This is a genomic window from Maritimibacter sp. HL-12 (genome assembly GCF_900177545.1).
In the GTDB taxonomy this organism is placed as follows: Bacteria; Pseudomonadota; Alphaproteobacteria; order Rhodobacterales; family Rhodobacteraceae; genus Sinisalibacter.
In genome coordinates, this window is record NZ_FXBQ01000001.1 from 1,593,081 (window position 1) to 1,617,892 (window position 24,812).

25 protein-coding genes are annotated in these 24,812 nt (G+C 63.4%); 9 read left to right on the forward strand and 16 right to left on the reverse strand.

Going from position 1 to position 24,812, the window contains the following annotated elements:
- Positions 1-3: 3 nt before the first annotated feature.
- From rlmN to B9Y97_RS07900, 3 genes are all read left to right on the forward strand, one after another.
- Complete coding sequence (rlmN, locus tag B9Y97_RS07890) at positions 4-1,200, forward strand: dual-specificity RNA methyltransferase RlmN (protein ID WP_085526226.1); 1,197 nt, start codon at positions 4-6, stop codon at positions 1,198-1,200.
- 99 nt (positions 1,201-1,299) lie between these two features.
- Positions 1,300-1,497: a hypothetical protein gene (locus B9Y97_RS07895; RefSeq protein WP_085526227.1), complete on the forward strand. Its 198-nt coding sequence runs from the start codon at positions 1,300-1,302 to the stop codon at positions 1,495-1,497.
- A 49-nt stretch (positions 1,498-1,546) separates the two neighbouring features.
- Positions 1,547-1,990 (forward strand): ribbon-helix-helix protein, CopG family, encoded by a 444-nt coding sequence (locus B9Y97_RS07900; protein ID WP_085526228.1) that lies wholly within the window; start codon positions 1,547-1,549, stop codon positions 1,988-1,990.
- 10 nt (positions 1,991-2,000) lie between these two features.
- Here B9Y97_RS07900 and B9Y97_RS07905 read toward each other — a convergent pair whose 3' ends face one another.
- Positions 2,001-2,849: an LOG family protein gene (locus B9Y97_RS07905; RefSeq protein WP_085526229.1), complete on the reverse strand. Its 849-nt coding sequence runs from the start codon at positions 2,847-2,849 to the stop codon at positions 2,001-2,003.
- Between the two features lie 93 nt (positions 2,850-2,942).
- On the opposite strand from B9Y97_RS07905, the gene dapD reads away from it, so the two are divergent.
- The gene (gene dapD, locus B9Y97_RS07910) at positions 2,943-3,770 is read left to right on the forward strand and encodes a 2,3,4,5-tetrahydropyridine-2,6-dicarboxylate N-succinyltransferase (protein ID WP_085526230.1); all 828 of its coding nucleotides are present in this window, start codon (positions 2,943-2,945) and stop codon (positions 3,768-3,770) included.
- A gap of 95 nt (positions 3,771-3,865) precedes the next feature.
- Here dapD and B9Y97_RS07915 read toward each other — a convergent pair whose 3' ends face one another.
- Together B9Y97_RS07915 and B9Y97_RS07920 are read right to left on the reverse strand one after the other, a co-directional pair.
- Positions 3,866-4,219, reverse strand: a complete 354-nt coding sequence (locus B9Y97_RS07915) for a DUF5368 domain-containing protein (protein WP_085526231.1) — start codon at positions 4,217-4,219, stop codon at positions 3,866-3,868.
- 15 nt (positions 4,220-4,234) lie between these two features.
- Positions 4,235-5,563, reverse strand: a complete 1,329-nt coding sequence (locus B9Y97_RS07920) for an NAD(P)/FAD-dependent oxidoreductase (RefSeq protein WP_085526232.1) — start codon at positions 5,561-5,563, stop codon at positions 4,235-4,237.
- A 203-nt stretch (positions 5,564-5,766) separates the two neighbouring features.
- Between B9Y97_RS07920 and B9Y97_RS07925 the strand changes: the two genes are divergently transcribed.
- A complete protein-coding gene (locus tag B9Y97_RS07925; RefSeq protein ID WP_085526233.1) occupies positions 5,767-6,105 on the forward strand; it encodes a hypothetical protein in 339 nt (112 codons plus the stop codon).
- A gap of 12 nt (positions 6,106-6,117) precedes the next feature.
- The gene (locus tag B9Y97_RS07930) at positions 6,118-6,771 is read left to right on the forward strand and encodes an NnrU family protein (protein WP_085526234.1); all 654 of its coding nucleotides are present in this window, start codon (positions 6,118-6,120) and stop codon (positions 6,769-6,771) included.
- On the opposite strand, the gene B9Y97_RS07935 is transcribed toward B9Y97_RS07930, so the two are convergent.
- The 3 genes from B9Y97_RS07935 to B9Y97_RS07945 all read right to left on the reverse strand — a co-directional run bounded on the left by B9Y97_RS07935 (position 6,772) and on the right by B9Y97_RS07945 (position 10,143).
- A complete protein-coding gene (locus B9Y97_RS07935; protein WP_085526235.1) occupies positions 6,772-7,347 on the reverse strand; it encodes a hypothetical protein in 576 nt (191 codons plus the stop codon). It lies immediately after the preceding gene.
- Positions 7,348-7,426: 79 nt separating this feature from the next.
- A complete protein-coding gene (locus B9Y97_RS07940) occupies positions 7,427-8,533 on the reverse strand; it encodes a Hint domain-containing protein (protein ID WP_139828255.1) in 1,107 nt (368 codons plus the stop codon).
- Positions 8,530-10,143 (reverse strand): Hint domain-containing protein, encoded by a 1,614-nt coding sequence (locus tag B9Y97_RS07945; RefSeq protein ID WP_085526237.1) that lies wholly within the window; start codon positions 10,141-10,143, stop codon positions 8,530-8,532. Before B9Y97_RS07945 ends, B9Y97_RS07940 begins: the two co-directional genes overlap by 4 nt.
- A gap of 289 nt (positions 10,144-10,432) precedes the next feature.
- Here B9Y97_RS07945 and dapE point away from each other — a divergent pair, with 289 nt between their 5' ends.
- The 3 genes from dapE (at position 10,433) to B9Y97_RS07960 (ending at position 15,133) form a co-directional block, all read left to right on the forward strand.
- Positions 10,433-11,578, forward strand: coding sequence for a succinyl-diaminopimelate desuccinylase (gene dapE, locus B9Y97_RS07950; protein WP_085526238.1), 1,146 nt, complete (start codon positions 10,433-10,435; stop codon positions 11,576-11,578).
- A gap of 82 nt (positions 11,579-11,660) precedes the next feature.
- Entirely contained in the window at positions 11,661-13,919 is a 2,259-nt protein-coding gene (gene rnr / locus B9Y97_RS07955; RefSeq protein ID WP_085526239.1) for a ribonuclease R, read from the forward strand.
- A gap of 53 nt (positions 13,920-13,972) precedes the next feature.
- Positions 13,973-15,133 carry a lytic murein transglycosylase gene (locus B9Y97_RS07960; RefSeq protein WP_085528169.1) on the forward strand — a complete coding sequence of 387 codons (1,161 nt, stop codon included), beginning with the start codon at positions 13,973-13,975 and terminating at the stop codon, positions 15,131-15,133.
- Here B9Y97_RS07960 and B9Y97_RS07965 read toward each other — a convergent pair.
- The 10 genes from B9Y97_RS07965 to B9Y97_RS08010 all read right to left on the reverse strand — a co-directional run bounded on the left by B9Y97_RS07965 (position 15,107) and on the right by B9Y97_RS08010 (position 24,767).
- Positions 15,107-15,817 (reverse strand): HAD family hydrolase, encoded by a 711-nt coding sequence (locus tag B9Y97_RS07965; protein WP_085526240.1) that lies wholly within the window; start codon positions 15,815-15,817, stop codon positions 15,107-15,109. The genes B9Y97_RS07960 and B9Y97_RS07965 overlap by 27 nt on opposite strands.
- The gene (gph, locus tag B9Y97_RS07970; protein WP_085526241.1) at positions 15,814-16,476 is read right to left on the reverse strand and encodes a phosphoglycolate phosphatase; all 663 of its coding nucleotides are present in this window, start codon (positions 16,474-16,476) and stop codon (positions 15,814-15,816) included. Before gph ends, B9Y97_RS07965 begins: the two co-directional genes overlap by 4 nt.
- On the reverse strand, positions 16,473-17,030 hold the full coding sequence (locus tag B9Y97_RS07975) for a thioredoxin family protein (protein ID WP_085526242.1): 558 nt from the start codon (positions 17,028-17,030) through the stop codon (positions 16,473-16,475). Before B9Y97_RS07975 ends, gph begins: the two co-directional genes overlap by 4 nt.
- 36 nt (positions 17,031-17,066) lie before the next feature.
- Positions 17,067-17,987, reverse strand: coding sequence for an MBL fold metallo-hydrolase (locus tag B9Y97_RS07980; RefSeq protein ID WP_085526243.1), 921 nt, complete (start codon positions 17,985-17,987; stop codon positions 17,067-17,069).
- 8 nt (positions 17,988-17,995) lie between these two features.
- Entirely contained in the window at positions 17,996-18,697 is a 702-nt protein-coding gene (gene rpe / locus B9Y97_RS07985) for a ribulose-phosphate 3-epimerase (RefSeq protein ID WP_085526244.1), read from the reverse strand.
- A gap of 95 nt (positions 18,698-18,792) precedes the next feature.
- The gene (fba, locus tag B9Y97_RS07990) at positions 18,793-19,842 is read right to left on the reverse strand and encodes a class II fructose-bisphosphate aldolase (protein WP_085526245.1); all 1,050 of its coding nucleotides are present in this window, start codon (positions 19,840-19,842) and stop codon (positions 18,793-18,795) included.
- A 12-nt stretch (positions 19,843-19,854) separates the two neighbouring features.
- Positions 19,855-20,856: a type I glyceraldehyde-3-phosphate dehydrogenase gene (gap, locus tag B9Y97_RS07995; RefSeq protein WP_085526246.1), complete on the reverse strand. Its 1,002-nt coding sequence runs from the start codon at positions 20,854-20,856 to the stop codon at positions 19,855-19,857.
- Between the two features lie 16 nt (positions 20,857-20,872).
- A complete protein-coding gene (gene tkt / locus B9Y97_RS08000) occupies positions 20,873-22,864 on the reverse strand; it encodes a transketolase (RefSeq protein WP_085526247.1) in 1,992 nt (663 codons plus the stop codon).
- Positions 22,865-22,874: 10 nt separating this feature from the next.
- Positions 22,875-23,747 (reverse strand): phosphoribulokinase, encoded by an 873-nt coding sequence (locus B9Y97_RS08005; protein WP_085526248.1) that lies wholly within the window; start codon positions 23,745-23,747, stop codon positions 22,875-22,877.
- A gap of 9 nt (positions 23,748-23,756) precedes the next feature.
- Positions 23,757-24,767: a class 1 fructose-bisphosphatase gene (locus B9Y97_RS08010; RefSeq protein WP_085526249.1), complete on the reverse strand. Its 1,011-nt coding sequence runs from the start codon at positions 24,765-24,767 to the stop codon at positions 23,757-23,759.
- Positions 24,768-24,812: the final 45 nt, after the last annotated feature.

The following is a 24,812-nucleotide window of genomic DNA, read 5'->3' on the forward strand; positions in this document are numbered from 1 at the left end:
CCCATGAACACGCCGACTGCCCCGATCACCCAGGATGTGCTTACCATCGCCCGCAAGGACGGTGAGCAAACCGGCAAGGCGAACCTCGTGGGTCTCACCCGCAACGAGATGCGCGATGCCCTGATCGCAGCGGGTACGCCAGAGAAACAGGCGAAGATGCGCGTCGGCCAGGTTTGGCAATGGATCTATCAGAAGGGCGTGCGCGATTTTGACGCGATGACCAACCTTGCCAAGGATTATCGCGCAATGCTGGGCGAGGTCTTCGAGATCCGCGTGCCCGAGATCATGACCCGTCAGATTTCAGAGGACGGCACGCGCAAGTATCTCGTGCGCATTGCCGGGGGCCACGAGGTCGAGGTTGTCTATATCCCCGAGGAAGATCGCGGCACGCTCTGCGTCTCCAGCCAGGTCGGTTGCACGCTCACCTGTTCGTTCTGTCATACCGGCACGCAGAAACTCGTGCGCAACCTCACCGCCGCCGAGATTGTCGGCCAGATCATGCTGGCGCGCGACGATCTGGGCGATTGGGTCAAGCCCGGCGAGGGCATGGGTGAACGTCCGCGTCTCGTGTCCAACATCGTGCTGATGGGCATGGGCGAGCCGCTCTACAATTTCGATGCGGTGCGTGACGCGATGAAAATCGCGATGGACGGCGAGGGCATCAGCCTGTCGCGCCGCAGGATCACGCTCTCCACCTCCGGCGTGGTGCCCGAGATCGCACGCGCGGGCGAGGAAATCGGCTGCATGCTGGCGATCAGCTTCCACGCCACCACCGACGAGGTGCGCGACACGCTCGTGCCGATCAACAAGAAGTGGAACATCGCCGAGTTGCTCGAGGCGCTCCGGGCCTATCCGAAACTGTCCAACTCCGAGCGGATCACCTTTGAATACGTGATGCTCGACGGTGTGAACGATACCGAAGACGATGCCCGTCGCCTCGTGAAGCTGATCGACGGTATTCCCGCCAAGATCAACCTGATCCCCTTCAACGAATGGCCCGGCGCGCCCTACAAGCGGTCGTCGAACAATCGCATCCACCGATTTGCCGACATCATCTACAAGGCGGGCTATGCCACCCCGATCCGCACACCGCGCGGCGAAGACATCATGGCCGCCTGTGGCCAGCTCAAATCGGCCACCGAGCGCGCACGCAAGAGCCGCCGCGAGATCGAGACCGAGGCGGGTATCGCGTCGCGTTGAAAAAACCCCGCCTGTTCCACAGGAATTCCCGCAATACGCTGCAATATTGCCCCAGTTTTCCTGTGATCTGTTCTCGAACGGAAACAATGGGGCATAGACATGGCTGACAACTCCGAAGTCGAAGAAATCGTCGCTTTCGTCCGGGATCAACGCGCGCGGGTACAGACCATGCGCCAATGGCGGCGGAGGCTGGCCGCCTTCGGGTTCGCGATCGACCAGACCGAAGCGGGCCTGGTGATCGCAAAACTGCCGCGCCATCGGGTCGTCTGCCCGGTTCCGCAGGAACTCATCGCCTGAAACGGCCCGATTAACCGGGCAGAAACCGGTTTTCCGCCAGACTGGCGGTATGGAATCGGTGTCTTTCAAACTGCCTGCCGAGATGATCGCTCGCCTTGAGGGCCTGGCGCGGGATGATGACGTTTCCGTGGGTCAGGTCATCCGGGCGGCGGTGGATCGGGAGTTTCGCCGCCGCGATGCCCTGCGCATGCCGCCGCGCGTCTGCCAACGCCTGCTGGCGCCGGTGCGGGCACGGGTGTGCGAGGATTTTGAAGCCGCGCAGGGGTGGTCCGATCTGCGCGACCGGTTGGTTGCCAAGGGCTACACCTTGCGGGAATCCGGCGGCGGGCTGGCGTTGCACGAGGCGATTTCCGGTCGCTTCCTGTGCCGCACATCCGAAATCGGGTTTGGCTACCCGGCCTTGCTCAACCGGTTTTCCCAGCCGTTCCCGGGCCATAGCCACACCTGGCTTCTCGATCGTATCCGCGAGGTGCCGGTTTATGTGAAATCCTGAACCCCCCGGATCAGTCCTTGCCGTTGGCGGCGCTCACCTCGCATTTGCTTTCCCACGCGTCGATGATCGCAACCGCCTCTTCCGCCGTCTCGACGAACTCGAAAAGGTCGAGGTCGTCGCGGCTGATGGTTCCTGCCTCGGCCAGCGCTTCCCAGTTGATGATCTTTTGCCAGAAGTCGCGCCCGAACAGGATCACTGGCACCGCGCGCATCCGTTTTGTCTGGATCAATGTGAGGCTTTCGAACATCTCGTCGAGCGTGCCGAAACCGCCGGGAAAGCACACGATCGCCTCCGCACGCATCAGGAAATGCATCTTGCGAATGGCGAAATAGTGGAAGTTGAAGCAAAGCTCCGGTGTGACCCATTCATTCGGCGCCTGCTCATGCGGCAGAACAATATTGAGCCCGACGCATTTTGCGCCCACGTCATGCGCGCCGCGTGACGCTGCTTCCATCACCCCGGGTCCGCCGCCGGAAACGATCACCTTGCAACGATGCCCGTTGTCCCGCGACTGCGTCGAGATCAGCCGGGCGAAGCGGCGGGCCTCGTCGTAATAGTGGCTGAGATCGGCCAGCGTCTGCGTTGCCGCCGTGTCCTTGTCTTCGGGTCGGGGGATGCGCGCGCCACCGAACAACACCACGGTCGACTCGACGCCAAGTTCCTGCATGACGAGTTCGGGCTTCAACAACTCAAGCTGAAGCCGTACCGGCCGAAGTTCGTCGCGCAGAAGGAAATCGAGATCGTCAAAAGCCAGCCGGTAGGCGGGAGAACGGGTTTGCGGCGTGTCGGGAGTCTCATGCGCTGCCTGCCTGTCCTGCCCGGAATGGCGGAACGGGTGGTTGCGGGAATTGTCGGTCATCTGCTTGCCCTCTCTTGCCGCATTGCGCGCCGCGGTTTCAGCCCTTATAGCCGTGCGGACCAGAGGACTGAACCGAATTCGGGGGAAAAGCCCATGTCGAACGCCCAGCTTGAAGCCGCAATCGAAGCCGCATGGGAGGCACGCGACACGATCTCGCCCGCCACCACTGGTGAGGCCCGCGAGGCCATTGAAGACACGCTGAATGCCCTCGATTCGGGCAGGCTGCGTGTCGCCGAACGGCACCCGAATGGCGAATGGCACGTCAACCAATGGGCGAAAAAGGCGGTGCTTCTGGGGTTCCGGATCAAGGACATGGAGGCCCACGGAGGCGGCCCGCAAGGCAGCGGCTGGTGGGACAAGGTCGATAGCAAGTTCAAGGGTTGGGGCGAAGACGACTGGAAGGCCGCAGGCTTTCGTGCCGTGCCCAACTGCGTCGTGCGCAAGTCGGCCTATATCGCGCCGGGCGCGGTGCTGATGCCCTCTTTCGTCAACCTTGGTGCCTATGTCGATGAAGGCACAATGGTCGATACCTGGGTGACGGTCGGCTCCTGCGCCCAGATCGGCAAGAACGTGCACCTTTCGGGCGGCGTCGGCATCGGCGGCGTGCTGGAGCCGATGCAGGCCGGGCCCACGATCATCGAAGACAACTGCTTCATCGGCGCGCGGTCGGAAGTGGTCGAGGGCTGCATCGTGCGCGAGGGCTCGGTGCTCGGCATGGGCGTGTTCATCGGCAAATCCACCAAGATCGTCGACCGCGAGACCGGCGAAGTGATGTATGGCGAAGTGCCGCCCTACTCGGTGGTCGTCGCCGGTTCGATGCCCTCGAAGAACAACGTGAACCTCTATTGCGCCGTGATCGTGAAGCGGGTCGATGAGCGCACCCGCTCCAAAACGGCGATCAACGAACTTCTGCGCGACTGATCCCGGATCGCCGTTTTTTGGCGCCTTGGTCCTGAAAAGTCGCACCGCCCCGGAGGTGTCCGGGGCGGTGGTTTCTCTGGATTTCCATCACTGAATCAGGCGGTCTCCTTGCCGCGCAGCAGCGATTGCCCGGTATAGACCAGGATAGAAAGCCCGCCTGCGCCGAGTGCTGCGACGCCCAGCAGCACGATCAGGTCCACCGGACCGCCGATATCGCGGAACCCGGAATCGGTGATCGCCTGCACGAACAGCACCGCCGCGACGGCACCGAAGGGCATCGACAATTGTGCCCAGAGGAACTTTCGCATCGACATCGCCCGGTCACGCACCAGCACGTAGATATAAGCCACCGTGATGGCCAACGCGACGGCGACCATCACCCAGAACAGGCCCCGCCCGAACATCTCTTCGAACACGGCGATCATGGTTTCCAGTGTCAGTTCATTCATCGTCCCGGTCCTTTCTCAGGCCTTGCCACGCAGCATGGCGTTGTAGGTGGCTTTCAGCGCGACTTCCTTCATCAACCAGCTGATCCAGAGTTCCTCCATCGGCGCGATCACGCCGGGGAAGGAGGGCACGAGGTTGTTCTTGTAGTCGAACTCGATCAGCATCGCCCGGCCGACGCGGGTGATCAGCGGGCAGGAAGTGTAGCCGTCATAGGTGGCGGTGCCTTCCTTGCCCTCGATGGCGGCGACGAGATGATCCTCGACCACCGGCACCTGGAACTTGACCGAGGCCGCCGTCTTGCCTTTCGGAACCCCGGCAACGTCGCCAAGCGCGAAGATCTCGGGATAGCGCAGGTGGCGCATTGTTTGCGGGTCGCATTCGACCCAGCCCTGATCGACCCACTTGTCGCCCCAGCTCAAGCCCGATTCGCGGATCACGTCGGGCGCACGCTGCGGCGGAATCACGTGCAGGTAGTCGTAGGGCAGTTCGACCGTCGACACCGCATCGCCCGTCTTTTTCTCGAAGGTGGCGCGCTTCTGGCCCGGATCGACCGATTTCAGCGTGTGCTGCATGTGGGTTTCGATGCCGCGCTCTTCAAAAAGCATCCGCACCTTTTCCGCCACGATCGGCACGCCGAACAGCGCCCCCTGCGGTGCGGCATAGTGCATTTCGTATTTGCCCGAGCCCACTCCGCGACTGGCAATATCGTCGATCAGGAAGGTGTGCTTGAGGGGCGCGCCCGCGCATTTCATCTCGGTCTCGGGCCGCATCACGAGGCCGACGCCGCCTTCCTCGGTGAATTTCTGGGCGGCTTCCCACGTCTTGGCGGCATAATCGGCCCCGGCATAGAGCGAGCCGATGCCGTTCTGCCCGACCATGTCGAGCGAGAAACCCTCGATGGCGTCATAGTCCAGCACCAGCCCCGGTGCGACGATGAGGTAGTCGTAGGCCAGCGTCTGCCCACCCTCGGTGCTCACGGTCTTGGCTTCCGGGTCAATCGCGGCGGCGCGTTCGGCCACCAGCGACACCCCGGCAGGCAGCCAGTCGGCGGTCTGCGACGTGACGTAATCTGCGGGTTTCAACCCGGCGGCGACGAGCGAAAGGCCCGGCTGGTAGAGGTGCTGCTTGCGGCCATCGACAAGGGTGATCTCGGCCCCGTCGAGACGATCGACGAGACGGTTTGCGATTGCCGTGCCCGCCGCACCCGCGCCAATGATCACGATCCTTGCCTTGGTGGCGACCTTTGCCGCCTGGGCGGGCGATCCTGCCAGCGCTGCGGCCATGCCAGCCATGCCAAGGCCGATGAATGCACGGCGCGATGTTGCCATGTTGGTGAAATCTGACATTGGGATTCTCTCCTCCGTGTTCGCGCATTCCGACCCTGACGGACGGGTTTCGAAATATTCGGAAGTGCGAATATATGATGTGGGCGACCTGTGACAAGCCCAAACCCGACTATTCCCCTATGCCTTGATGTCGCAGCCGATGGTGAATTGCGGAACGGCTCCGTTCACGTTAGATCAACCGGGCACGAGGAAAGGCACTCACATTGACCAAGAGCGCGACGACCGAAAGCCGGCAGAAGGTCTATACCCTCCTCGTCGAGGTTGGCCGCAAGTCCGGTGACGGGCTGCCAAAGGGCGCGACCGGGGCCGCGCTGATGTGCTACGCCAGCGGCGTTGACGAGGCCGAAGCCGTGCGCGAAACCGTGGCGATCCTGAAACAAGCCGATCTCGCCCCGCTCGATGTGTCTGGCTATGGCACGCTCGACGAGCGGCTCGCGGAAGGGCATGACATTGCCGACGACGAGCGCGCGTTGATGGACCGGGCGCTGGCGGAAAATTCCGTCATCGTCGCGCAGTTGACACCGTTCTTCGAAGACAAGTAGCAGGGGTCGCGCATGGCAGGCTGGGGCGAATACATCCTTGCTTTCGCAGTGTTCTTCATCTCGCACGGCGTCCCGGTGCGGCCCGCCGTGAAGGCCCGGCTGGTGGCAAGGCTTGGCGCGCGCGGGTTCAGCATCGCCTATTCCGCGCTTTCCATCTTTGTGCTGGCGTGGCTCATCGTGGCCGCCGGGCGCGCGCCCTACGTCGAGCTCTGGCCGCGCGCGCCCTGGCAGGCCTGGGTGCCGCTCGTGCTGATGGCGATTGCCACCGCGATTCTGGCGTTGGCGATCGCCCGTCCCAATCCGCTGTCATTTGGCGGGGCGCACAACGCCCGGTTCGACCCGGCCAATGCCGGTATCGTAGGCTGGACGCGGCATCCGCTTCTTGCCGCCATCGCGCTTTGGGCCGGCGCGCATATCGTTCCGAACGGCGACCTTGCCCACGTGCTGCTGTTCGCCGTCTTTCTCGGTTTTGCGCTTCTTGGGATGCGGTTGATCGACCGTCGGAAACGCCGCCAGTTCGGCAAGGATTGGGAACGCCTCGCCGCCACCAGCCGCCGCCTCTCGGTTACGGTTGATGGCGCGATGCGGCTTGCGCTGGGCCTTGGCGTCTACGCCTTCCTGCTCTGGCTGCACGGCCCGGTCATTGGAGTCTATCCCTGGCCGTGATCAGCCGCCCGGGCGCACGAGTGCGTTGAAGGTCTCGGGAAGATCGCCGGCGCCGTCGAGCGCAACGGTCAGCGGAATCTCGTAGGTCGACGTGGTGCCGTCATCCGAGACCGTGCCATTGGTCTCGACAATCTCTGCGCCGGAAATGTTGAGCGTGATCGAGCGCCCCGCGAATGCCTCGCGCATCATCGCCATCATCTCGTCGGCACCTTCTTCCTCGGGCGGCGCGATATCCTCGGTGATGTCGCCGAGGTCGAACGCCACGTAGATCAGCTCGCCGTCGCGCCGCTCGATCGTCATGCCGGAACCGATATCGGGATCGTTCATGATCTCGTCGATCGTGCCCCCCGTGGTCTCGGTGCAGACATGCTGACCGTCCTCATTCATCGATTCCTCGCCCTCGCAGAAGGCCTCGCCGCTTGAGGTTGCAAGCGCGTAGAAATCCGGGCTTGCGGTCATGACCATGGTTGCCTCGGCGCGATCCTCCCCGGGAAAATCGAGCGACATTTCGGCGTCGAAACAGGCTGCGAGCGGCAGCGCCAAGACGAGGGGAAAGAGAAAAGAAGGCTTGCGCATGATCGGCTCCGATGAAGATTTCGGTGCAAGCTTGGCATTGCGAGCCTGCCCTGTCCACCCGCGCGCTTGGGATTTGGACCTAGCGCGCAACTTGCAAGGAAGCGGCGAGATTGCGCAGCTCAAGCCCTGAAAGCTCTTTTTTCTTGAAAGCGCGGTGGCCCGGGAGTGTCGAGATCGGGGCAACACCAAGCGCCGTGCTGGCCAAGATCCCGGGCTGGCGCACCATCTTTCCAAGAAACAGGCTCTCGGCCCAGAGCCCGTCATGCAAGAGGCAATCATGCACATCGAGCAGGACCTGGTAGTACTCCACGAGACGGCGACGCGTGTCTCCCCTTGCGTGCATTCCGTTGGCAAACATGGCCGCGGGCACCAGCACCTCTTCGTCGTCGTGGGTGAACTCCGAATCGGTCCAATCGAGACGCACGCGATGGTCCGGTGCCACCACCACGTCCCGGCTCAGGCCAAGAAACGGCGCGCGCAGGCGGATCGGGCGAAAGTGTCCCAAAGCCGGGACCGTGCGTTTCACGATCCAGCGCACCGGCTGGTTTCCGGCTCCGGCAGTCACCACCTTGTCGCCCAGCCGCAGACGTTCCGCCAAAACCGGCCCCCTTGTGGTTTCAATAGGGGTATCGCCCCGGACCCCTTTGCCGAGCCCAACCGGCTCCACCTTGCTGGAGACCGCGATATAGGAAAGCGACGGGTCCAGCCGGGTGCTCCGTCCATTCCGAACCAGGGCCCTGATGTCGTGAACAGGCAAAGGCACCGGGTTTGCCGATTGGGCCTGGAAAATCCGCCCGTCATCGAGATACTCGACCGTCAGGCGCGCCAGCCGACGCGGCGCATCCCACGCGTAACTCACCCGCAAGTGGCCTTCTCGCGGTGTGGGGGGCAATGCGATCTCGGCACGCGAAAACGCAACGCCTTGCTGACAATCGATCGAAAGCCGTCCGTCCGGCGCCATTTCACCCGTGATCTTCCGGGGCCAGTCGCGATTGTTCTGGTAGTCCAGAAAGCGCCATGCGCCGCCTTGGTCCTTCTGGACGCGCAGCTCGAACATAAGGGTGCCCGTTGGCAGGATTTCATGCGCACTCGCGGGCGGCCGCACCCCTGGCCGATCCGCGGGAACGCCTATGCCACGGATATTGAACACCGGTCGGCAAAGATCGGTGAGCGCAATCCAGGTCACGCGGCAGCCTTTGCATTGCGCCGGAACAGCAGTTGCGCCTCGAAAGTGCGCAACGTGCGCCTTGCAGCCGCCGAGTAGCCGGCCCCGGTATCAGGGTCTAATTCCGGAAAAATCGACACAATCTCTGCCAGGACTTCGCGTTCGAAAGACTGGCTGATCTGCGGCCCGGGCAGAAAACTCTCTGTCGCAAGCCCTTCGGAAAACACCACTTCATGAGAGTCGAAAAGGATGTGAACATAGTCCACGGTGCCGCCTTCGACCGGCCGCACCGTCAGGTCGTTCACCAGATCCTTCGCCGCGACCAGAACCTCACGCTCGCCAAACAATAGCTCCGCCAGCGCATCGCGGATCAAGACGCGATGAAGCGGCGAAACCAGCAACTCGCGATGCGTCCCGAAGGTATTGGGGGCAATCCTTATCGGCGCGTGACTTCCGGTTGCAGGCACGGCACGGCGTCCGATCCATCGCAGCGGCTGTGGTCCGTGGTCATGGGTCAGCACGAGATCGCCCGGGTTCAGGGATTCCACCGCCACTTCGCCGTGCGGTGTCGCGATAAGGGTGCCAGCCACGAAACAGGGCACCGAGTTGATCGTGACGAACGCGCTATCGGTCAAGCCTTCGCCGTTTCCTGCGCCGACCGTGTAGGAAAAGTTGACACTCTCTTCGTCGGAATCCGCGTCGACCGTGAAGGTGCCATCGGCGTTGAGGGTCACCACCTGGCCGGTGGTAAGCGTGACGCTGTCGCCGGCGTTTACCGCGATCCCGTTGATATGGGTTATGGTCAGCGTCGTGTTTCCGGGGCCCTGATCATTGGCCAGCACGTCAACGGTCTTGCTGCCGTCCGGGGCCACGTTGACTACGTCGTCATTGGCGATCAGTGCTGTCTGCGCCGAGTCGCCGGCGATCAGCAGGGTTGAGTCATACTGCGCGTCAGATGCATCGGCGATCCCGATGCGGATCGAGTTCACCTCGCCCGGGACAACGTTCATCTTCAACGTCATGGTGACGGTGAAGCCGTCCATCTCGGTGTTGTATTGCGACTCGGTGTTGTCGACGTAGAGGTTCTCGTTGGAGGCCTGGTTGATGCTGCCCACGGCGGTTTCGCCGCTGCCAACCGAGAGTTCAACCAATTCGTCGTTCACCCAGACGCCAACGATGTCGTTGTAGATCGAACCGGAATATTCCGGATACTCGTCGGAGGAGAAAACGAATTGGAGCGACATCACGTCGCCGGTGGGAATGAAATCCACGTCGAGAATCGAGGCGTCGTAGGTGCGGGTTCCGGCCAGATCGTTGAAATCGGCGTTGTTGTTGATGCCCGAGGTGTCGGTCGAGGTGCTGCCGCTTTGGTTGGCCTGGTTGGGGCCGCTCCACCAGTTGCCGCCCGCCGGGTTTGTGAAATCGCTCAAATGCCCGGTGGACAGCATCACGCCGGTATCTGCCGGGGTCACCCCCGGTGAAACGGCGTCGCCATTCGTGTAGATGCCGGAAGAGCGGTTGTCGCCCGAATAGGAAGCAGAGACGACGGTCACGCCTTCGCCAAAGATCGTTTGCGCCATGTTCAGCGCACTTGCATTGGTTGTAATCGGAAGTTCCGACGCTGCAACCATATCACCTGCCTCCTGTCCCTCTCAGGCAGGAGTCACGGCGCACGCGGTTTTGTAACCGCGATATATAGCCGAACTGCTCACCGAACCGCGCACATTTTGTGCTTGTCTGGTCCGAACCCCTGCCTCGGGATTATCATTTTGAGGGCACTATGCCGAACCCGAATGCGTTTGTTAAGGGTTTGTTTTTGTGCCGCAAAAATTGTGTTCCAACCCTGTCGCCAATCCGACACGTTTGCCACCTCGGGCCGCGCGCGATATCACGGGATCGAACACGAGCGAGGAACCTGCCATGCCCCGGACCGATCCCGTAGACCTGACGAAACGCCTCATCCAGTGCCCTTCCGTCACGCCCGAGGAAGGCGGCGCGCTCGTCTTGCTGGAGGATCTGCTTACCGGGGCCGGTTTTGCCTGCACAAGGGTAGACCGCAACGGCGTGGCCAACCTGTTTGCCCGCTTCGGCAATCCCGGCGCACCCCGCACGCTTGGCTTCAACGGTCATACCGATGTCGTGCCGGTGGGCAACACCGGCGACTGGACGGTGCAACCTTTCGGCGGTGAAGAGCGCGATGGTTATCTCTGGGGCCGGGGCGCGACCGACATGAAATCGGGCGTCGCAGCCTGGGTCGCGGCGGCGATCGACCTAGCGGGCGAGATCCCCGAGGATGGTGCTCTGATCATCACCATAACCGGCGACGAGGAAGGCGATGCAACCGACGGCACCAAGGCCCTCCTCGACTGGATGGCCGAGCACCAGGAACGGATGACCGCCTGTATCGTCGGCGAGCCGACGTCGCCAAACCACATGGGCGAGATGATGAAGATCGGACGCCGCGGCTCGATGACGGCCTTTTTCACCGCCCGCGGCATCCAGGGCCATTCCGCCTATCCGCACCGGGCAAAAAACCCGGTGCCGGCAGTCGCCCGCCTCATGGCCCGCCTCGACAGCCACGTGCTCGACGAGGGCACCGAGCATTTCGACGCCTCGACGCTGGCGGTGACCACGATCGACACCGGAAATCCGGCCACGAACGTGATCCCGGCCACGTGCCGGGCCACCGTCAACATCCGGTTCAACGATGCCCACAGCGGCGAGGGGCTCACCGCGTGGCTGGGCGAGGAAATGGAGCGCATCGCGGGCGAAACCGGCATCGAGATATCGATGGAGGTTAAGATCTCGGGCGAAAGCTTTCTCACGCCGCCGGGCGAGTTCTCGGCATTGGTGGCGGCAGCGGTGAAGGCTGAAACCGGGGTCATGCCGGAGATGTCCACCTCGGGCGGAACATCCGATGCGCGCTTCGTGAAAGATCATTGCCCGGTGGTTGAGTTCGGCCTCGTCGGCAAGACCATGCACCAGGTCGACGAGCGCGTGGAGATCGAGCAGATCCATCAACTCAAGCGCGTCTATGCGCGTGTGATCAGGGACTATTTCGCCTGAAAACGGCACGAATGCCGAGGCGCGACAGATTCGGCCTGCGATTCCCGCTGACCTTTCCCGCGCGGCATGTTAGGCCGGATGCATGACACGGATACCTTCAAAAGATGAGATCCTCGCCTGGATTTCCGACAATCCTGCCCTGACCTCGAAGCGCGATATCTCACGCGCATTCGGGATCAAGGGGTCTGACCGGATCGAGTTGAAGCGCCTCCTGCGCGAGCTGGAAGACGCGGGCCATCTTGCCAAGCGCAAGAAAACCTACCGCGACCCCGAAAAGCTCCCGCCCGTCGCCGTGCTCGAAGTGTCGGAGGTCTCGCCCGATGGCGACCTCTATGCCCGGCCGCTGGAATGGCAGGGAGAAGGCGCTCCGCCCGGCGTGCTGCTGGTGACCAAGAGCTCCGATCCGGCCCTGAAGCCGGGTGATCGCATCCTGGGCCGGATGACCGAGGTAAAGGGCGAAGACCACGCCTATGAAGGCCGGTTGATCCGCCGGATCGGACAGGCGGTGCACCGCATTCTTGGTGTCTACCGCAAGGGGGCGGAAGGCGGCCGCGTCGTGCCGATCGACAAGGGGGCCGACAAGGAGTGGATGGTGCCCGCCGGGGCGGATGAAGGCGCAAAGGATGGCGAACTTGTCGAGGCGCAGCAAACAGGGCCGCGCGCCCGCATGGGCCTGCCGAAAGCGAAGATCGTCGCCCGTCTGGGCGACCCGAGCGCGCCGAAGGCCGTCAGCCTCATCGCCATTCACCAGCACGGTATTCCCGACGATTTCCCCGACGAGGTGATCGCCGAGGCTGACCGGCAGAAGCCCGCCGGGCTCAAAGGCCGTGAAGACCTGCGCCACCTGCCGCTCGTCACCATCGACCCGGCCGACGCCCGTGACCATGACGATGCGGTCTGGGCCCATGCCGACGACAACGCGAAAAACCCGGGCGGCCACGTGATCTGGGTGGCGATCGCCGATGTCGCCCATCACGTCCGCCCCGGCACCGCGCTCGACCGCGAGGCGCGCAAGCGGGGCAATTCCACTTACTTCCCCGACCGGGTCGTGCCGATGCTGCCCGACCGGCTTTCGGGCGATCTCTGCTCGCTGCACGAAGGCGTGCCGCGCGCCGTGATCGCCGCGCGCATGGTTGTCGATGCCCATGGTGAGAAACGGTCGCACAGCTTCATTCGCGGCCTGATGAAGTCGCGCGCCTCGCTGAATTACCGCGAGGTGCAGGCGGCGCAAGACGGCGCCGCCAACGAGAAATGCGCGCCGCTGATCGACGAGGTGATCACCCCGCTGTTCGAGGCCTATGCCGCGCTCAGGCAGGCCCGCGCAAAACGCCAGCCTCTCGACCTCGACTTGCCCGAGCGAAAGATCGTTCTGTCGGACGAGGGCAAGGTGGAAAGCGTGCGCTTTGCCGAGCGGTTCGATGCCCACAGGCTGATCGAGGAGTTCATGGTGCTTGCCAATGTCGCGGCGGCGGAGGAACTGGGCCGCCTTGGCCGCCCGCTTCTCTACCGCGTCCACGAGGAACCGAGCCCCGAAAAACTCGAGTCGCTGCGTGAAGTGGCGCAGGCCTCGGGATTCACGCTCGCCAAGGGGCAGGTGCTCCAGACCCGGCACCTCAACCAGCTTCTCGCGCAGGCCGAGGGCAGCGAGTTTGACGAGCTGATCAACATCAGCACCCTGCGGTCGATGACGCAGGCCTACTACAGCCCGAAGAACTTCGCGCATTTCGGCCTTGCCCTGAAGCATTACGCGCATTTCACCTCACCGATCCGTCGCTACTCCGACCTGATCGTGCACCGCGCCCTGATCACCGGGCACGGCTGGGGCGATGACGGGCTCAGCCGCGACGATATCGACCAGCTCGAAGCGACCGCCGAACACATCTCCGACACCGAGCGCCGGTCGATGGTTGCCGAGCGCGACACCAATGACCGCTACCTTGCGGCCTACCTCTCCGAGCGCGTCGGCAACGAGTTCTCCGGCCGGATCTCGGGCATTCAGCGGTTCGGTGCCTTCGTCAAACTGGACGAGACCGGCGCCGATGGCCTGGTGCCGGTGTCGACCATCGGCAACGAGTATTTTCACTACGACGGAAATGCCCAGACGCTGACCGGCGACCGCAGCAAACGGGAGCTTTCTGTCGGCCTGCCCGTGCTCGTGCGGCTTTCGGAAGCCGTGCCGGTGACGGGTGGATTGATGCTGGAACTGATCGAAGTGGACGGCGCGCCCGTATCAACCATGACGCGAGGTCGTTCCGGCAAAAAACCGGTCTCGCGCCAAGGGTCAAAGGCGCGCTACAAGGCCGCGAAAACCGAGAAAAAGGTGCGGCACCGCCGAAAGTGATGTTGGTTCTGCCTCGTGCGCGGGGCATCGCCGGAAGCGGAGGGATGGGGATGATGTCGTTGCCGGATGTGCTGGACCAGGAAGCGTTCCAGCAATGGGTGCACGACACTTTGCGCCCGCGTGTGCTGACGCGCAATATCCGCCCGCGCGTCTTTGCCCAGGCAATGGCGAACGCGGCGTTCCTGCCCGACATCATCGAGCGTCAGCAGAACCAGAAGGAGTTTTCCCTCCCGATCTGGGAGTATCTCGATATCGTCACCACGCAAGACCGCGTGCGCAATGGTCGGCAGCGCATGCGCCGCCATCGCGCCTTGCTCAACCGGATCGAGCAGGATTTCGGTATCGAGCCGGATATCGTTGTCGCGATCTGGGGACTTGAAACCGGCTATGGCGCGAACCGTGGCCGCGAGCCGATCATATCCGCGCTCGCCTCCCTCGCATGGCGGGGGCGGCGTGCGGCATTCTTCGAGGACGAACTGGTCGCTGCTTTGAGGCTTGTGCAAAGCCAGGGTTGTGCGCCGGCCTTGATGGTTGGTTCATGGGCCGGGGCCATGGGCCACGGCCAGTTCATGCCGTCATCGGTGCTGGATTTCGCGGTTGACTACGATTGCGATGGGATACCCGCGATTTGCCGTGACGACCCGACCGACGCGCTCGCTTCCATTGCCAACTACCTGCACAAACACGGCTGGAAGACCGGCCAGCCCTGGGGGTTTCATGTCCGGCTCCCCGAGGGTTTTGACCATGCGCTCACCGGAACGGACCAAACCCGAACCTCCTCGGACTGGGCGGGTTTGGGCCTTCTGAGCGCCGATGGCGGCCCGGTTCCCGATTATGGCCCCGGGTCAGTTCTCCTGCCCGCCGGAGCACGCGGCCCCGCCTTTCTCATCTTGCGCAACTTCCACGTCATCACCCGCTACAACAAGTCAGAGGCCTATGCGCTCGGGATCGGCTTGTTGAGCGATCGCATAAAGGGCGGTCGACCGTTGCAAGCAGATTGGCCGACCGATGAGCGGGCGATCGGTCAGGGCGATGTGAGCGAGATCCAGTTTCTGCTGACAAGCGCCGGGTTCGATACCTTCGGCGTCGATGGCCTTGTTGGCCCCAACACAGCCCGTGCCCTGCGCGCTTTTCAGTCAAGCCAAGGTCTCGTCCCCGATGGCCACCTGAACGGGGAAATCCTCGCGCTACTGCGCAACCTCGTCCGCGAGTAACGCCGCGAGATCGCCAAGGCCAAGCTGCGCGAGGTTGCCGGTGACCAGTTGCGCCTGTGAAAAGTCCTGATCGTCGGTGTAGATCGAAGGTGTCACCACCACCCTCAGCCCGGCACCCCGGGCCGAGATCAGGCCATTGAGACTGTCTTCAAACGCGATGCAGGCCCCGGGCGGTAGCCCGAGCCGTTCCAGCGCCAATTCGAACACGTCGGGTGCGGGCTTTTTCGCGTCCACCTCGTCGCCGGCCGCGATCACGTCGAACACCTCGAAAGGTGCCGCGTTCCAGCAACAGCGGGTCAGCGCCGCCACGTTGGGCATGTTGGTTGTCGTCGCGACCGCAAGGCGCAGACCCTCGGCCCGGGCCGCTTCGATCAGCTCCGCCACCCCGGTGCGCAGTTCGAGCTCGCCGGTGGCCAATATCCCGGTATAGATCGCGGTTTTCTCGAGGTGAATCCGGGCGATATCGGCATCGCTCAGGCGCGGCGCATCGTTCGGCAACCTGTCTTGCCAGGCCCGTATGCGCTCCTTGCCGCCGGTCGTTTGCAGAAGGTCGCGATAGAGCGGCTGGCTCCAGTGCCAGTCGAGTCCCCATTCGACGAAAACCCGGTTGAAGGCCTCGCGATGGGCCTCTTCCGTCTCGGCCAGCGTGCCATCGACGTCGAAGATCAGCGCCTTCAGCGTCACGCCGCGGCCGTCTCGCTGGCAATGCGGTCGATGATCGGGCCCAGTTCCTCGAACCGGTCAAAGCGAAATTCGTGCGGCAACCCTTCTACCGCCTTCTTGCGGTACCCTTGCGTGTGCAGGGCAAAGCGCACCCCGGCGGCCAACGCCACCTCGGCGTCAATCTCGCTGTCGCCGACATAGATCTTTTCGCCCTCGCCCATCCGCGCGAACGTGAGGTGTAGCGGGGCAGGGTGCGGCTTCTTCTCGGGAAGGGCATCGCCGCCGACGACAACGTCGATGTAGTTTTCGAGCCGCAGCAGGCTCAACATCAGCCGCGCCGGTTCCTCGGGCTTGTTGGTGCACACGCCGATCCTGTGGCCCTTGGCGCTCAGCTCAGCCAGAAGCTCCGGCACGCCCGGAAAGGGTCGCGATTCGTCAGCCGGGGCGGCATTGTAGAAATCGCGCACCTCGTCATAGAGCCGGGGAAACTGGCTCTGCGCGATCCCGCGCGCCCGCAACACCCGTTCGACCAGCTTGGGAAGCCCGTTGCCGATGAAGGAGGTGATGGTGGCGAGGTCAAGCGGTTCGAGCCCTTCGCCCGCCAGCATCCTGTTCGCCGCCACCATGATATCGGGGGCGCTGTCAACGAGGGTTCCGTCGAGGTCGAAAACGATGTTCATGCGGCGTCCTTCCACTTGATCGAGCAGCCCATTGAGGCAACCTGCTCCGCAGGCCCCTCACCGGTTTCGGCCACCTGTTTCATTGCCTCGAAGAGGTCGCGCCGAAGGTCCGCCGGCCCCGCCTCCTTGCGGGAGGCATCGAGGCGCCCCCTGTATTGCAACTCTCCGGCGGCATTGTAGCCGAAGAAATCGGGCGTGCAGACTGCGTCATAGGCCCGCGCCACGCCTTGGCTCTCGTCGTAGAGATAGGGGAAGGTGAAGCCGTGGCCTTCGGCCAGGGTTACCATGTGTTCGGGCGCGTCCTGCGGATAGGCCGCTATGTCGTTGGCACTGATCGCCACCACGCCGATGCCAAGCCCCTGCAATTCCTTCGCATCGCGCACGATCCGGTCGATCACCGCCAACACGTAAGGGCAGTGGTTGCAGATGAACATGACCAGCGTGCCGTTCGGGCCCTTCACGTCGTCGAGGGTCCAGACCTTGCCATCCGTGCCCGGAAGGCTGAAATCCTTGATCGACGCGCCGAAATCGCAAACCGGGGGAATGGCTGCCATGCTGTGTCTCCTTGTGCTCGTCGATCATGCCGGGCTTCAGGCTGGCACGAAGACAAATCCTTCGCCCTGCCGTTCCACCCGCCCGATCCCGCCGTTGGGCAGGTGAAACCCGATCATGGTCATCTGTTCGTGCGCCAACTGGTCGAGCAGGCCGGCGCGCGACTGCGCTGCAAGCGCGCGGTCGCCGTCGGCACCGAAGTGCCAGTCTGGATGGGCAAAGGCGACGTGATCGTTCAGGATCGCATCACCCACCACCATCACACCAGCGTTGCCCGCGCGCAGCTCGAAGCTCATGTGTCCGGGCGTGTGGCCAAAGCTCGCCCGCGCGGCGATCCCGGGCAGGATTTCTTCGCCATCTGCGAAGACCTCCATCGCGTCGCCCAGAGCGTCAAGCCTGCGAAGCGCGCCAACCGCCATCGGCACCCGATCTTCCCCGATCGTGTCGACGGTCGCTGGATCGGCCCAGAACGCATGTTCCTCGCGGCCCATCATGTGGCGCGCATTGGCAAACACCAGGTCGTCGAAATCGTCGAGCACGCCCCAGAGGTGGTCGGCGTGGCCATGGGTGAAAACAACGTGGGTCACGTCTCCCGGGTCCACGCCCACCGCGGCAAGGGCGTTGGTCAGATCGCCCACGCTGTCCATGAACCCCGGCCCCGATCCGGCATCGAACAGGATCACCCGGTCTTCATGCCGCACCAGCGTGAGATTGCACTCCGGCAGAAGCGGGGCTTCACGTTCCATGCCGCGTTCCGCGAGGAAGGCGGCAAGCTCATCCTGGGGCATCGGCGCAAACATGAAATCGGCCGGTTGCGTCAGATAGCCGTCGCTCAACGTCGTGATCCGCATGTCTCCAAGCGTGATCTCGGTCGCGGCCCAGGCCATGCGGGGCGCAAGCATCGCGGACGCAAGGCCTGCCGCGGCGCTCGAAAGTATCGTGCGTCTGGTAATATTCATCTGGTCCCTCAGGCTACGTCTTTCAAAGCCCCCTGCGCCGCAGCGCGGATGGCCCGGATATTCTCGCCGTAAGGGGCCGGGTTGTCTACCGAGCCGCCCTTGAATACCGCCGATCCGGCCACGAAGCAGTCCGCCCCGGCCGCGACCAGCGGACCAACCGTGTTGGGGTCGACCCCGCCATCAACCTGGATCATGATTTCGCGGTCGCCGATCATCTCGCGCACCTGGCGCACTTTCTCGACGCTGGTCGGAATGAACTTCTGCCCGCCGAACCCGGGGTTCACGCTCATCACCAGCACCATGTCGACGAGGTCGAGAAGTTCGGAGATCACCGCGGCCGGGGTGCCCGGATTGAGCGAGATACCCGCCATCTTGCCGGTTGCCTTGATCGCCTGCAGCGTGCGGTGCGGGTGCGGCCCGGCCTCCCAGTGGGCGGTGATCATGTCGGCGCCCGCCTCGGCATAGGCCTCGATATAGGGGTCGACCGGCGCGATCATCAGGTGCACGTCCATGAAGGTGGTCACGTGCGGTCGGAACGCCTTCACCGCGGGCGGGCCGAAGGTGAGGTTGGGCACGAAATGCCCGTCCATCACGTCGACATGCACCCAGTCGGCGCCCTGCGCCTCGATGGCCCGGATCTCCTCTCCGAAGTTGGCAAAATCGGCGGAAAGGATCGACGGTGCGATCTTGATGGAACGGTCAAACGACATATCGTGTCTCCCTGTTTTTCACTGTCGGGCGGGAGCGTGCCCCGCCCGATCCATCTATCATGCAGCCTCGCGCGCGGCCACTGTGCGATACGCGTTCAGAGCGAACCGTCGGCGTAGCGCCTGGCCATGTCGTCAAGGTCGATGGCCTTGATCTTCGAGGCATTGCCGGCGGTGCCGAAGCGCTCGAAACGGTCGATGCAGAGCTTTTTCATCTCTTCCATCGCCGGGATCATGAACTTGCGCGGGTCGAACTCGGTTTTCTTCTCCATCGCCACCTTGCGGAACTGGCCGGTGATGGCCATCCGGTTATCGGTGTCGATGTTGACCTTGCGCACACCCGACTTGATGCCGCGCTCGATCTCTTCAACCGGCACGCCGTAAGTTTGCGGCATGTCGCCGCCGAACGCGTTGATCAGGTCTTGCAGATACTGCGGCACGCTCGACGAACCGTGCATCACGAGGTGCACATGCGGGATCTTGGCGTGGATCGCCTCGATCTGGCTGATCGCCAGCGTTTCGCCGGTGGGTTTCGAGCTGAACTTGTAGGCGCCGTGGCTAGTGCCGCAGGCAATGGCCAGCGCGTCGACCTTGGTGAGCTTGACGAAATCCGCCGCCTCGTCCGGGTCGGTGAGAAGCTGGCTGTGATCGAGTTTGCCTTCGGCACCCGAGCCGTCTTCCTCGGCGGCCATGCCGGTTTCGAGGTTGCCGAGCACGCCCAGCTCACCCTCGACCGAGGCCCCCACCCAATGCGCCATCTCGGCCACGCGGCGGGTGATATCGACGTTGTAATCCCAGTCGGCAGGCGTTTTCATGTCGGCCTTGAGCGAGCCGTCCATCATCACGGAGGTGAAGCCGTGCTTGATCGCGGAGATGCAGGTTTGCTCGTTGTTGCCGTGGTCCTGGTGCATCACGATCGGAATGTCGGGATACATCTCGGTGAGCGCCTGGATCATGTGCTTGAGCATGATGTCGCCGGCATAGGACCGGGCACCGCGCGAGGCCTGGAGGATAACCGGGCTATCCACCTTCTTGGCCGCGTTCATGATCGCGAGGCCCTGTTCCATGTTGTTGATGTTGAAAGCCGGCACGCCATAGGAATGTTCGGCGGCGTGATCGAGCAGTTGGCGAAGTGAGATAAGTGCCATGTGTCAGGTTCCTCAGATCAGCTTGCCCATGGCGACAGCGGTGTCGGCCATGCGGTTGGAGAAGCCCCATTCGTTGTCGTACCAGCTCAGGATGCGCACGAAGTTGCCGTCCATCACCTTGGTCTGGTCCATGTGGAAGGTCGACGAATGCGGATCGTGGTTGAAGTCGATCGAAACGTTGGCCTCGTCGGTGTAGCCGAGAATGCCCTTCATCGGGCCATCGGCGGCGGCGCGGATCGCGTTGTTGATCTCTTCCACACTGGTGGCCCGACTGGCTTCGAAGGTCAGGTCGACAACCGAGACGTTCGGCGTCGGCACCCGGATCGCCACGCCGTCGAGCTTGCCGTTGAGCTCGGGAAGCACGAGGCCCACGGCCTTGGCCGCGCCGGTGCTCGTCGGGATCATGCTCATCGCCGCCGCGCGGGCGCGGTAGAGATCGGAGTGCATGGTGTCGAGCGTCGGCTGATCGCCGGTGTAGGAGTGGATCGTGGTCATGAAACCGCGGGTAATCCCCACCGTGTCTTGCAGCACCTTGGCCACCGGCGAGAGGCAGTTGGTGGTGCAGGAGGCGTTCGACACCACCAGATCGTCGGCGGTGAGCGTATCGTGGTTCACGCCGAACACGATGGTCTTGTCGGCACCGCTTGCCGGCGCCGAGACCAGAACCCGCTTCGAGCCGTTTTCGAGGTGGAATGCGGCCTTGTCGCGCGCGGTGAAGATGCCGGTGCATTCCAGCGCGATATCGACATCGCCCCACGGCAGTTCCTTGGGGTCGCGGATCGCGGTCACCTTGATCGGGCCGCGGCCCACGTCGATGGTGTCGCCGTCCACCGTGACGGTGCCGGGAAAACGCCCGTGCACCGAGTCGTAGCGGATGAGGTGGGCGTTGGTTTCCACCGGCCCGAGATCGTTGATCGCGACCACCTCGATATCGGTGCGGCCGGATTCGACGATGGCACGCAGCACATTGCGGCCGATACGGCCGAAGCCGTTGATAGCTACCTTGACAGTCATGTTACCTCCTGGGACGTCAGACAAGTGATTTGGCGGCGGCCACGACAGCCTCTGCCGTGATGCCGAAATGTTCGTAGAGCGCCGGGGCCGGGGCGGACGCCCCGAAGCTGGTCATGCCGACAAAGGCACCGTCATTGCCGATCAGCGCATCCCATCCCTGCCGCACCGCCGCTTCCACGCCAACGCGGGGCGCGGTGCCGAGCACGGCGTCGCGGTAGGCCCGCGGTTGCTTGGCGAAGGCCTCGAAGCAGGGGGCCGAAACCACTACCGCCTTGACCCCGTCCGCCGCCAGTTTCTCGGCGGCGTTTATGGCGATCTCCACCTCCGAGCCGGTGGCGACGATGGTCACGTCGCGGGTGCCGGCCACGTCGCGGAGCACATAGGCACCCTTGGCGGTCATGTTGGTGTCGGTATGGCTGGTGCGCACCGTGGGCAGGCCCTGGCGCGAGAGCGAAAGCACGCTGGGCGTGCCTTCCATCTCCAGCGCCGCCTGCCAGGCTTCGGCGGTTTCCACCGCGTCGGCAGGGCGGAACACCATCATGTTCGGCATCGCGCGCAGGCTGGCGAGCGTTTCCACCGGCTGGTGCGTCGGCCCGTCCTCGCCAAGCCCGATGCTGTCATGGGTCAGCACGTAGACCACCCGCAGACCCATCAGCGCCGAAAGCCGCATCGCGCCGCGCATGTAATCGGCGAACACGAGGAAAGTGCCGCCATAGGGGATGAACCCGCCGTGCAGCGCGATCCCGTTCATGATCGCCGCCATGCCGTGCTCGCGCACGCCGTAACGCACGTAGTTGCCGGAGTAATCACCGCGCACCACGTCTTTCATGCCCTTGGTGTAGGTCAGGTTGGAGCCGGTCAAGTCGGCCGATCCGCCCACCGTGTTGGGCAGCGTGCCGTTGACGATCTCCAGCGCCATCTCGCTGGCCTTGCGGGTGGCGACCTTGGGCGCATCCGCGCTGAGCCGGGCTTTGTAGGCATTGAACGCGGCGTCGAGCGCGCGGGCGTCAGGATTCGCCTGCGCGGCTTCGAAGGCATCCTGCTTCGGATGCCCGCCAAGGCGCTTTTCCCACGCCAGCCGGGCCTCGCGGCCACGGGCGGCAATCGCGTGGAACGCGTCATAAACCTCGCCTGGCACCTCGAAGGGCGCATGCAACCAGCCAAGGTTCTCCCGCACGGCGGCCACTTCGTCGGCACCCAGCGGCGCACCGTGCACGTCGTGGCTGCCCTGCTTGTTGGGTGCGCCAAAGCCGATCACGGTGCGGCAGGCGATCATCGAAGGCTTGTCGGTCACGCCACGAGCCGCTTCGATCGCGGCGGCAATCGCCTCCTTGTCGTGCCCGTCGATCGACTGCACGTGCCAGCCCGCCGCCTCGAACCGGGCCTGCTGGCTCGTCGAGGTGGAAACATCGGTCGAACCGTCGATCGTGATCTGGTTGTCGTCCCACATCAGGATGAGGCGGCCAAGCCCATGATGTCCCGCAAAATCAATGGCTTCGTGGCTGATTCCTTCCATCAGGCAGCCGTCGCCCGAGATCACGTAAGTGTAGTGATCCGCGAGGTCGTCGCCGTAGCGCGCATTTGCCATGCGTTCGGCCAGCGCCATGCCTACGGCGGTGGTGATGCCCTGTCCGAGCGGCCCGGTGGTCACCTCGATGCCCTTGGCATGGCCATATTCCGGGTGTCCGGCGGTGCGATAGCCCATCTGCCGGAAGTTGCGGATCTGCTCCATCCCCATGTCATCATAGCCGAGCAGGTGGTTGATCGCGTAGACCAGCATCGAGCCATGGCCCGCGCTCATCACGAAGCGGTCGCGATCGGCCCAGGTGTCGGCCGAGGGGTCGATCTTCATGAACCGGTTGAACAGCACCGTGGCAACATCCGCGAGGCCCATCGGCGCGCCGGGGTGGCCCGAGTTGGCGGCCTGCACCGCGTCCATCGCCAGCGCCCGGATGGCATTGGCCATCAGGTCTTCGGTCGATGTGTCGATATTCGTCTGAATGTTCATGGCACCCTCCTCAAGCGCGCTTCGAGACCGACACCAGCCGCTCGATCATCGGGGTGAAGATGAGCTGCATCGCGAGGTCCATCTTGCCGCCGGGAATGACGATGGAATTGGCCCGGCTCATCCAGCTGCCCTGGATCATCCGGGTGAGATAGCCAAAGTCGATTCCGCGCGGGTTCTTGAAGCGGATCACCACGAGGCTTTCGTCGGCGGTGGGAATCCAGCGGGCGATGAAGGGGTTCGACGTATCCACAATCGGAACGCGCTGGAAGTTGATGTCGGTTTCGGTGAACTGCGGCGTGATGCAGTGAACATAATCGTGCATCCGGCGCAGGATCACGTCGGTGACAGCTTCGGTCGAATAGCCGCGATGGGTCTTGTCGCGGTGGATCTTCTGGATCCATTCGAGGTTGATCACCGGTACCACACCGATCTTGAGATCGGCCAGCGCCGGGAGGTTCACTTCGTCGTTGACCACCGCACCGTGCAGCCCCTCGTAGAACAACACGTCCGAATCGTCGTCGAAGGGCGCCCAATCGGTGAAGTTGCCGGGCGCGACGCCGAATTTCTCCGCCTCGATATCGTCATGCACGTAGTGCCGGGTACGGCCCTTGCCGGTCTCGCCATACTCGCGAAACACCCTTTCGAGCTCGTCGAGTGCGTTGGCTTCGTAGGAGAAGTGGCTGAAGGTATGGTCACCTTCGGCAGTGCGCCGTTCCAGCTCCGCCTTCATTTCCAGGCGATTATATCTGTGAAAGGCATCGCCCTCGATCGAAACCGCCTTCACGCCCTCGCGGCGGAAGATCTGATCGAAGGTGCCTTTGACGGTTGATGTGCCGGCCCCCGAGGAGCCCGTGACCGAGATGATGGGGTGTTTTTTGCTCATGATATGTCCTCAGACGCGGAACAGGCCGCGAGTTCCGAAAAGGGCGTTGACTTCATCGGTCGGCAGATCCTGGTAGGCGGCAACGCGCGCCACCTTGTCGGAACTTCCGAAGACGAAGGGCGTGCGGGCGTGCAATTCGCTCGCCTGCTGCGACATGATCCGGTCATGCCCATCGGTGGCGCGCCCGCCGGCCTGTTCGATCAGGAAGGCGATCGGGGCGCATTCATAGACCATCCGCAAACGGCCGCGTTCGTATCCTGTCCGATCATCGCCGGGATAGAGAAAGATCCCGCCACGGCTCATGATCCGGTGCGTCTCTGCCACCAGCGAGGCCACCCAGCGCATGTTGAAGTTCTCGTCGCGCGGCCCGGTTTCACCTGCGAGCATGTCGTCGATGTAGGCCCGGATCGCCGGGCTCCAGTGCCGGTAGTTCGAGGCGTTGATCGCAAATTCGCGGGCTTTCACCGGCACCTTGTGCTCGGTTTCGACCAGTTTCCAGATCATGCTGTCGGGGTCGAAGATATAGCTCTGAACCCCGTTTCCGAAGGTTACGACGATATAGGTCTGCGGCCCGTAGATGATGTAGCCGCCGCAAATCTGCTCGTCGGCCGGGCGCAGGAAGGTGCCGTTCGGGTCGCCGTCCTTGGCCTCGAAGATCGAGAAGATCGTGCCGATCGACACGTTCACGTCGATGTTGGAAGACCCGTCCAGCGGGTCGATGGCGAGGCCGAAGCGGCCTTCCGGATTCAACTCGACGACAAAATCCTGCTCCTCGGACGCATAGTAGCGCACCGAGGTTTTCTTCAGCTCTTCGGCGAAGGCATCGTCGGCCATCACGTCGAGAGCCTTCTGCTGGTCGCCGCCAAGGTTTTCGCCCACGCCGGCACCAAGCGAGCCACCCAGCGGCCCCCGCTTGATCGTTCGGCACAGATCGCGGCCGACAAGGCCGAGCGCCTCCATTATCGGCCGAAGGTCAGCCGGAATGTGAGACGTATCGTCAAAGACATCCGTGGTGCTCATGATTCCTCCCAAGTCCGGCCTCCAAACCGGATTGTCCTTGTCGTG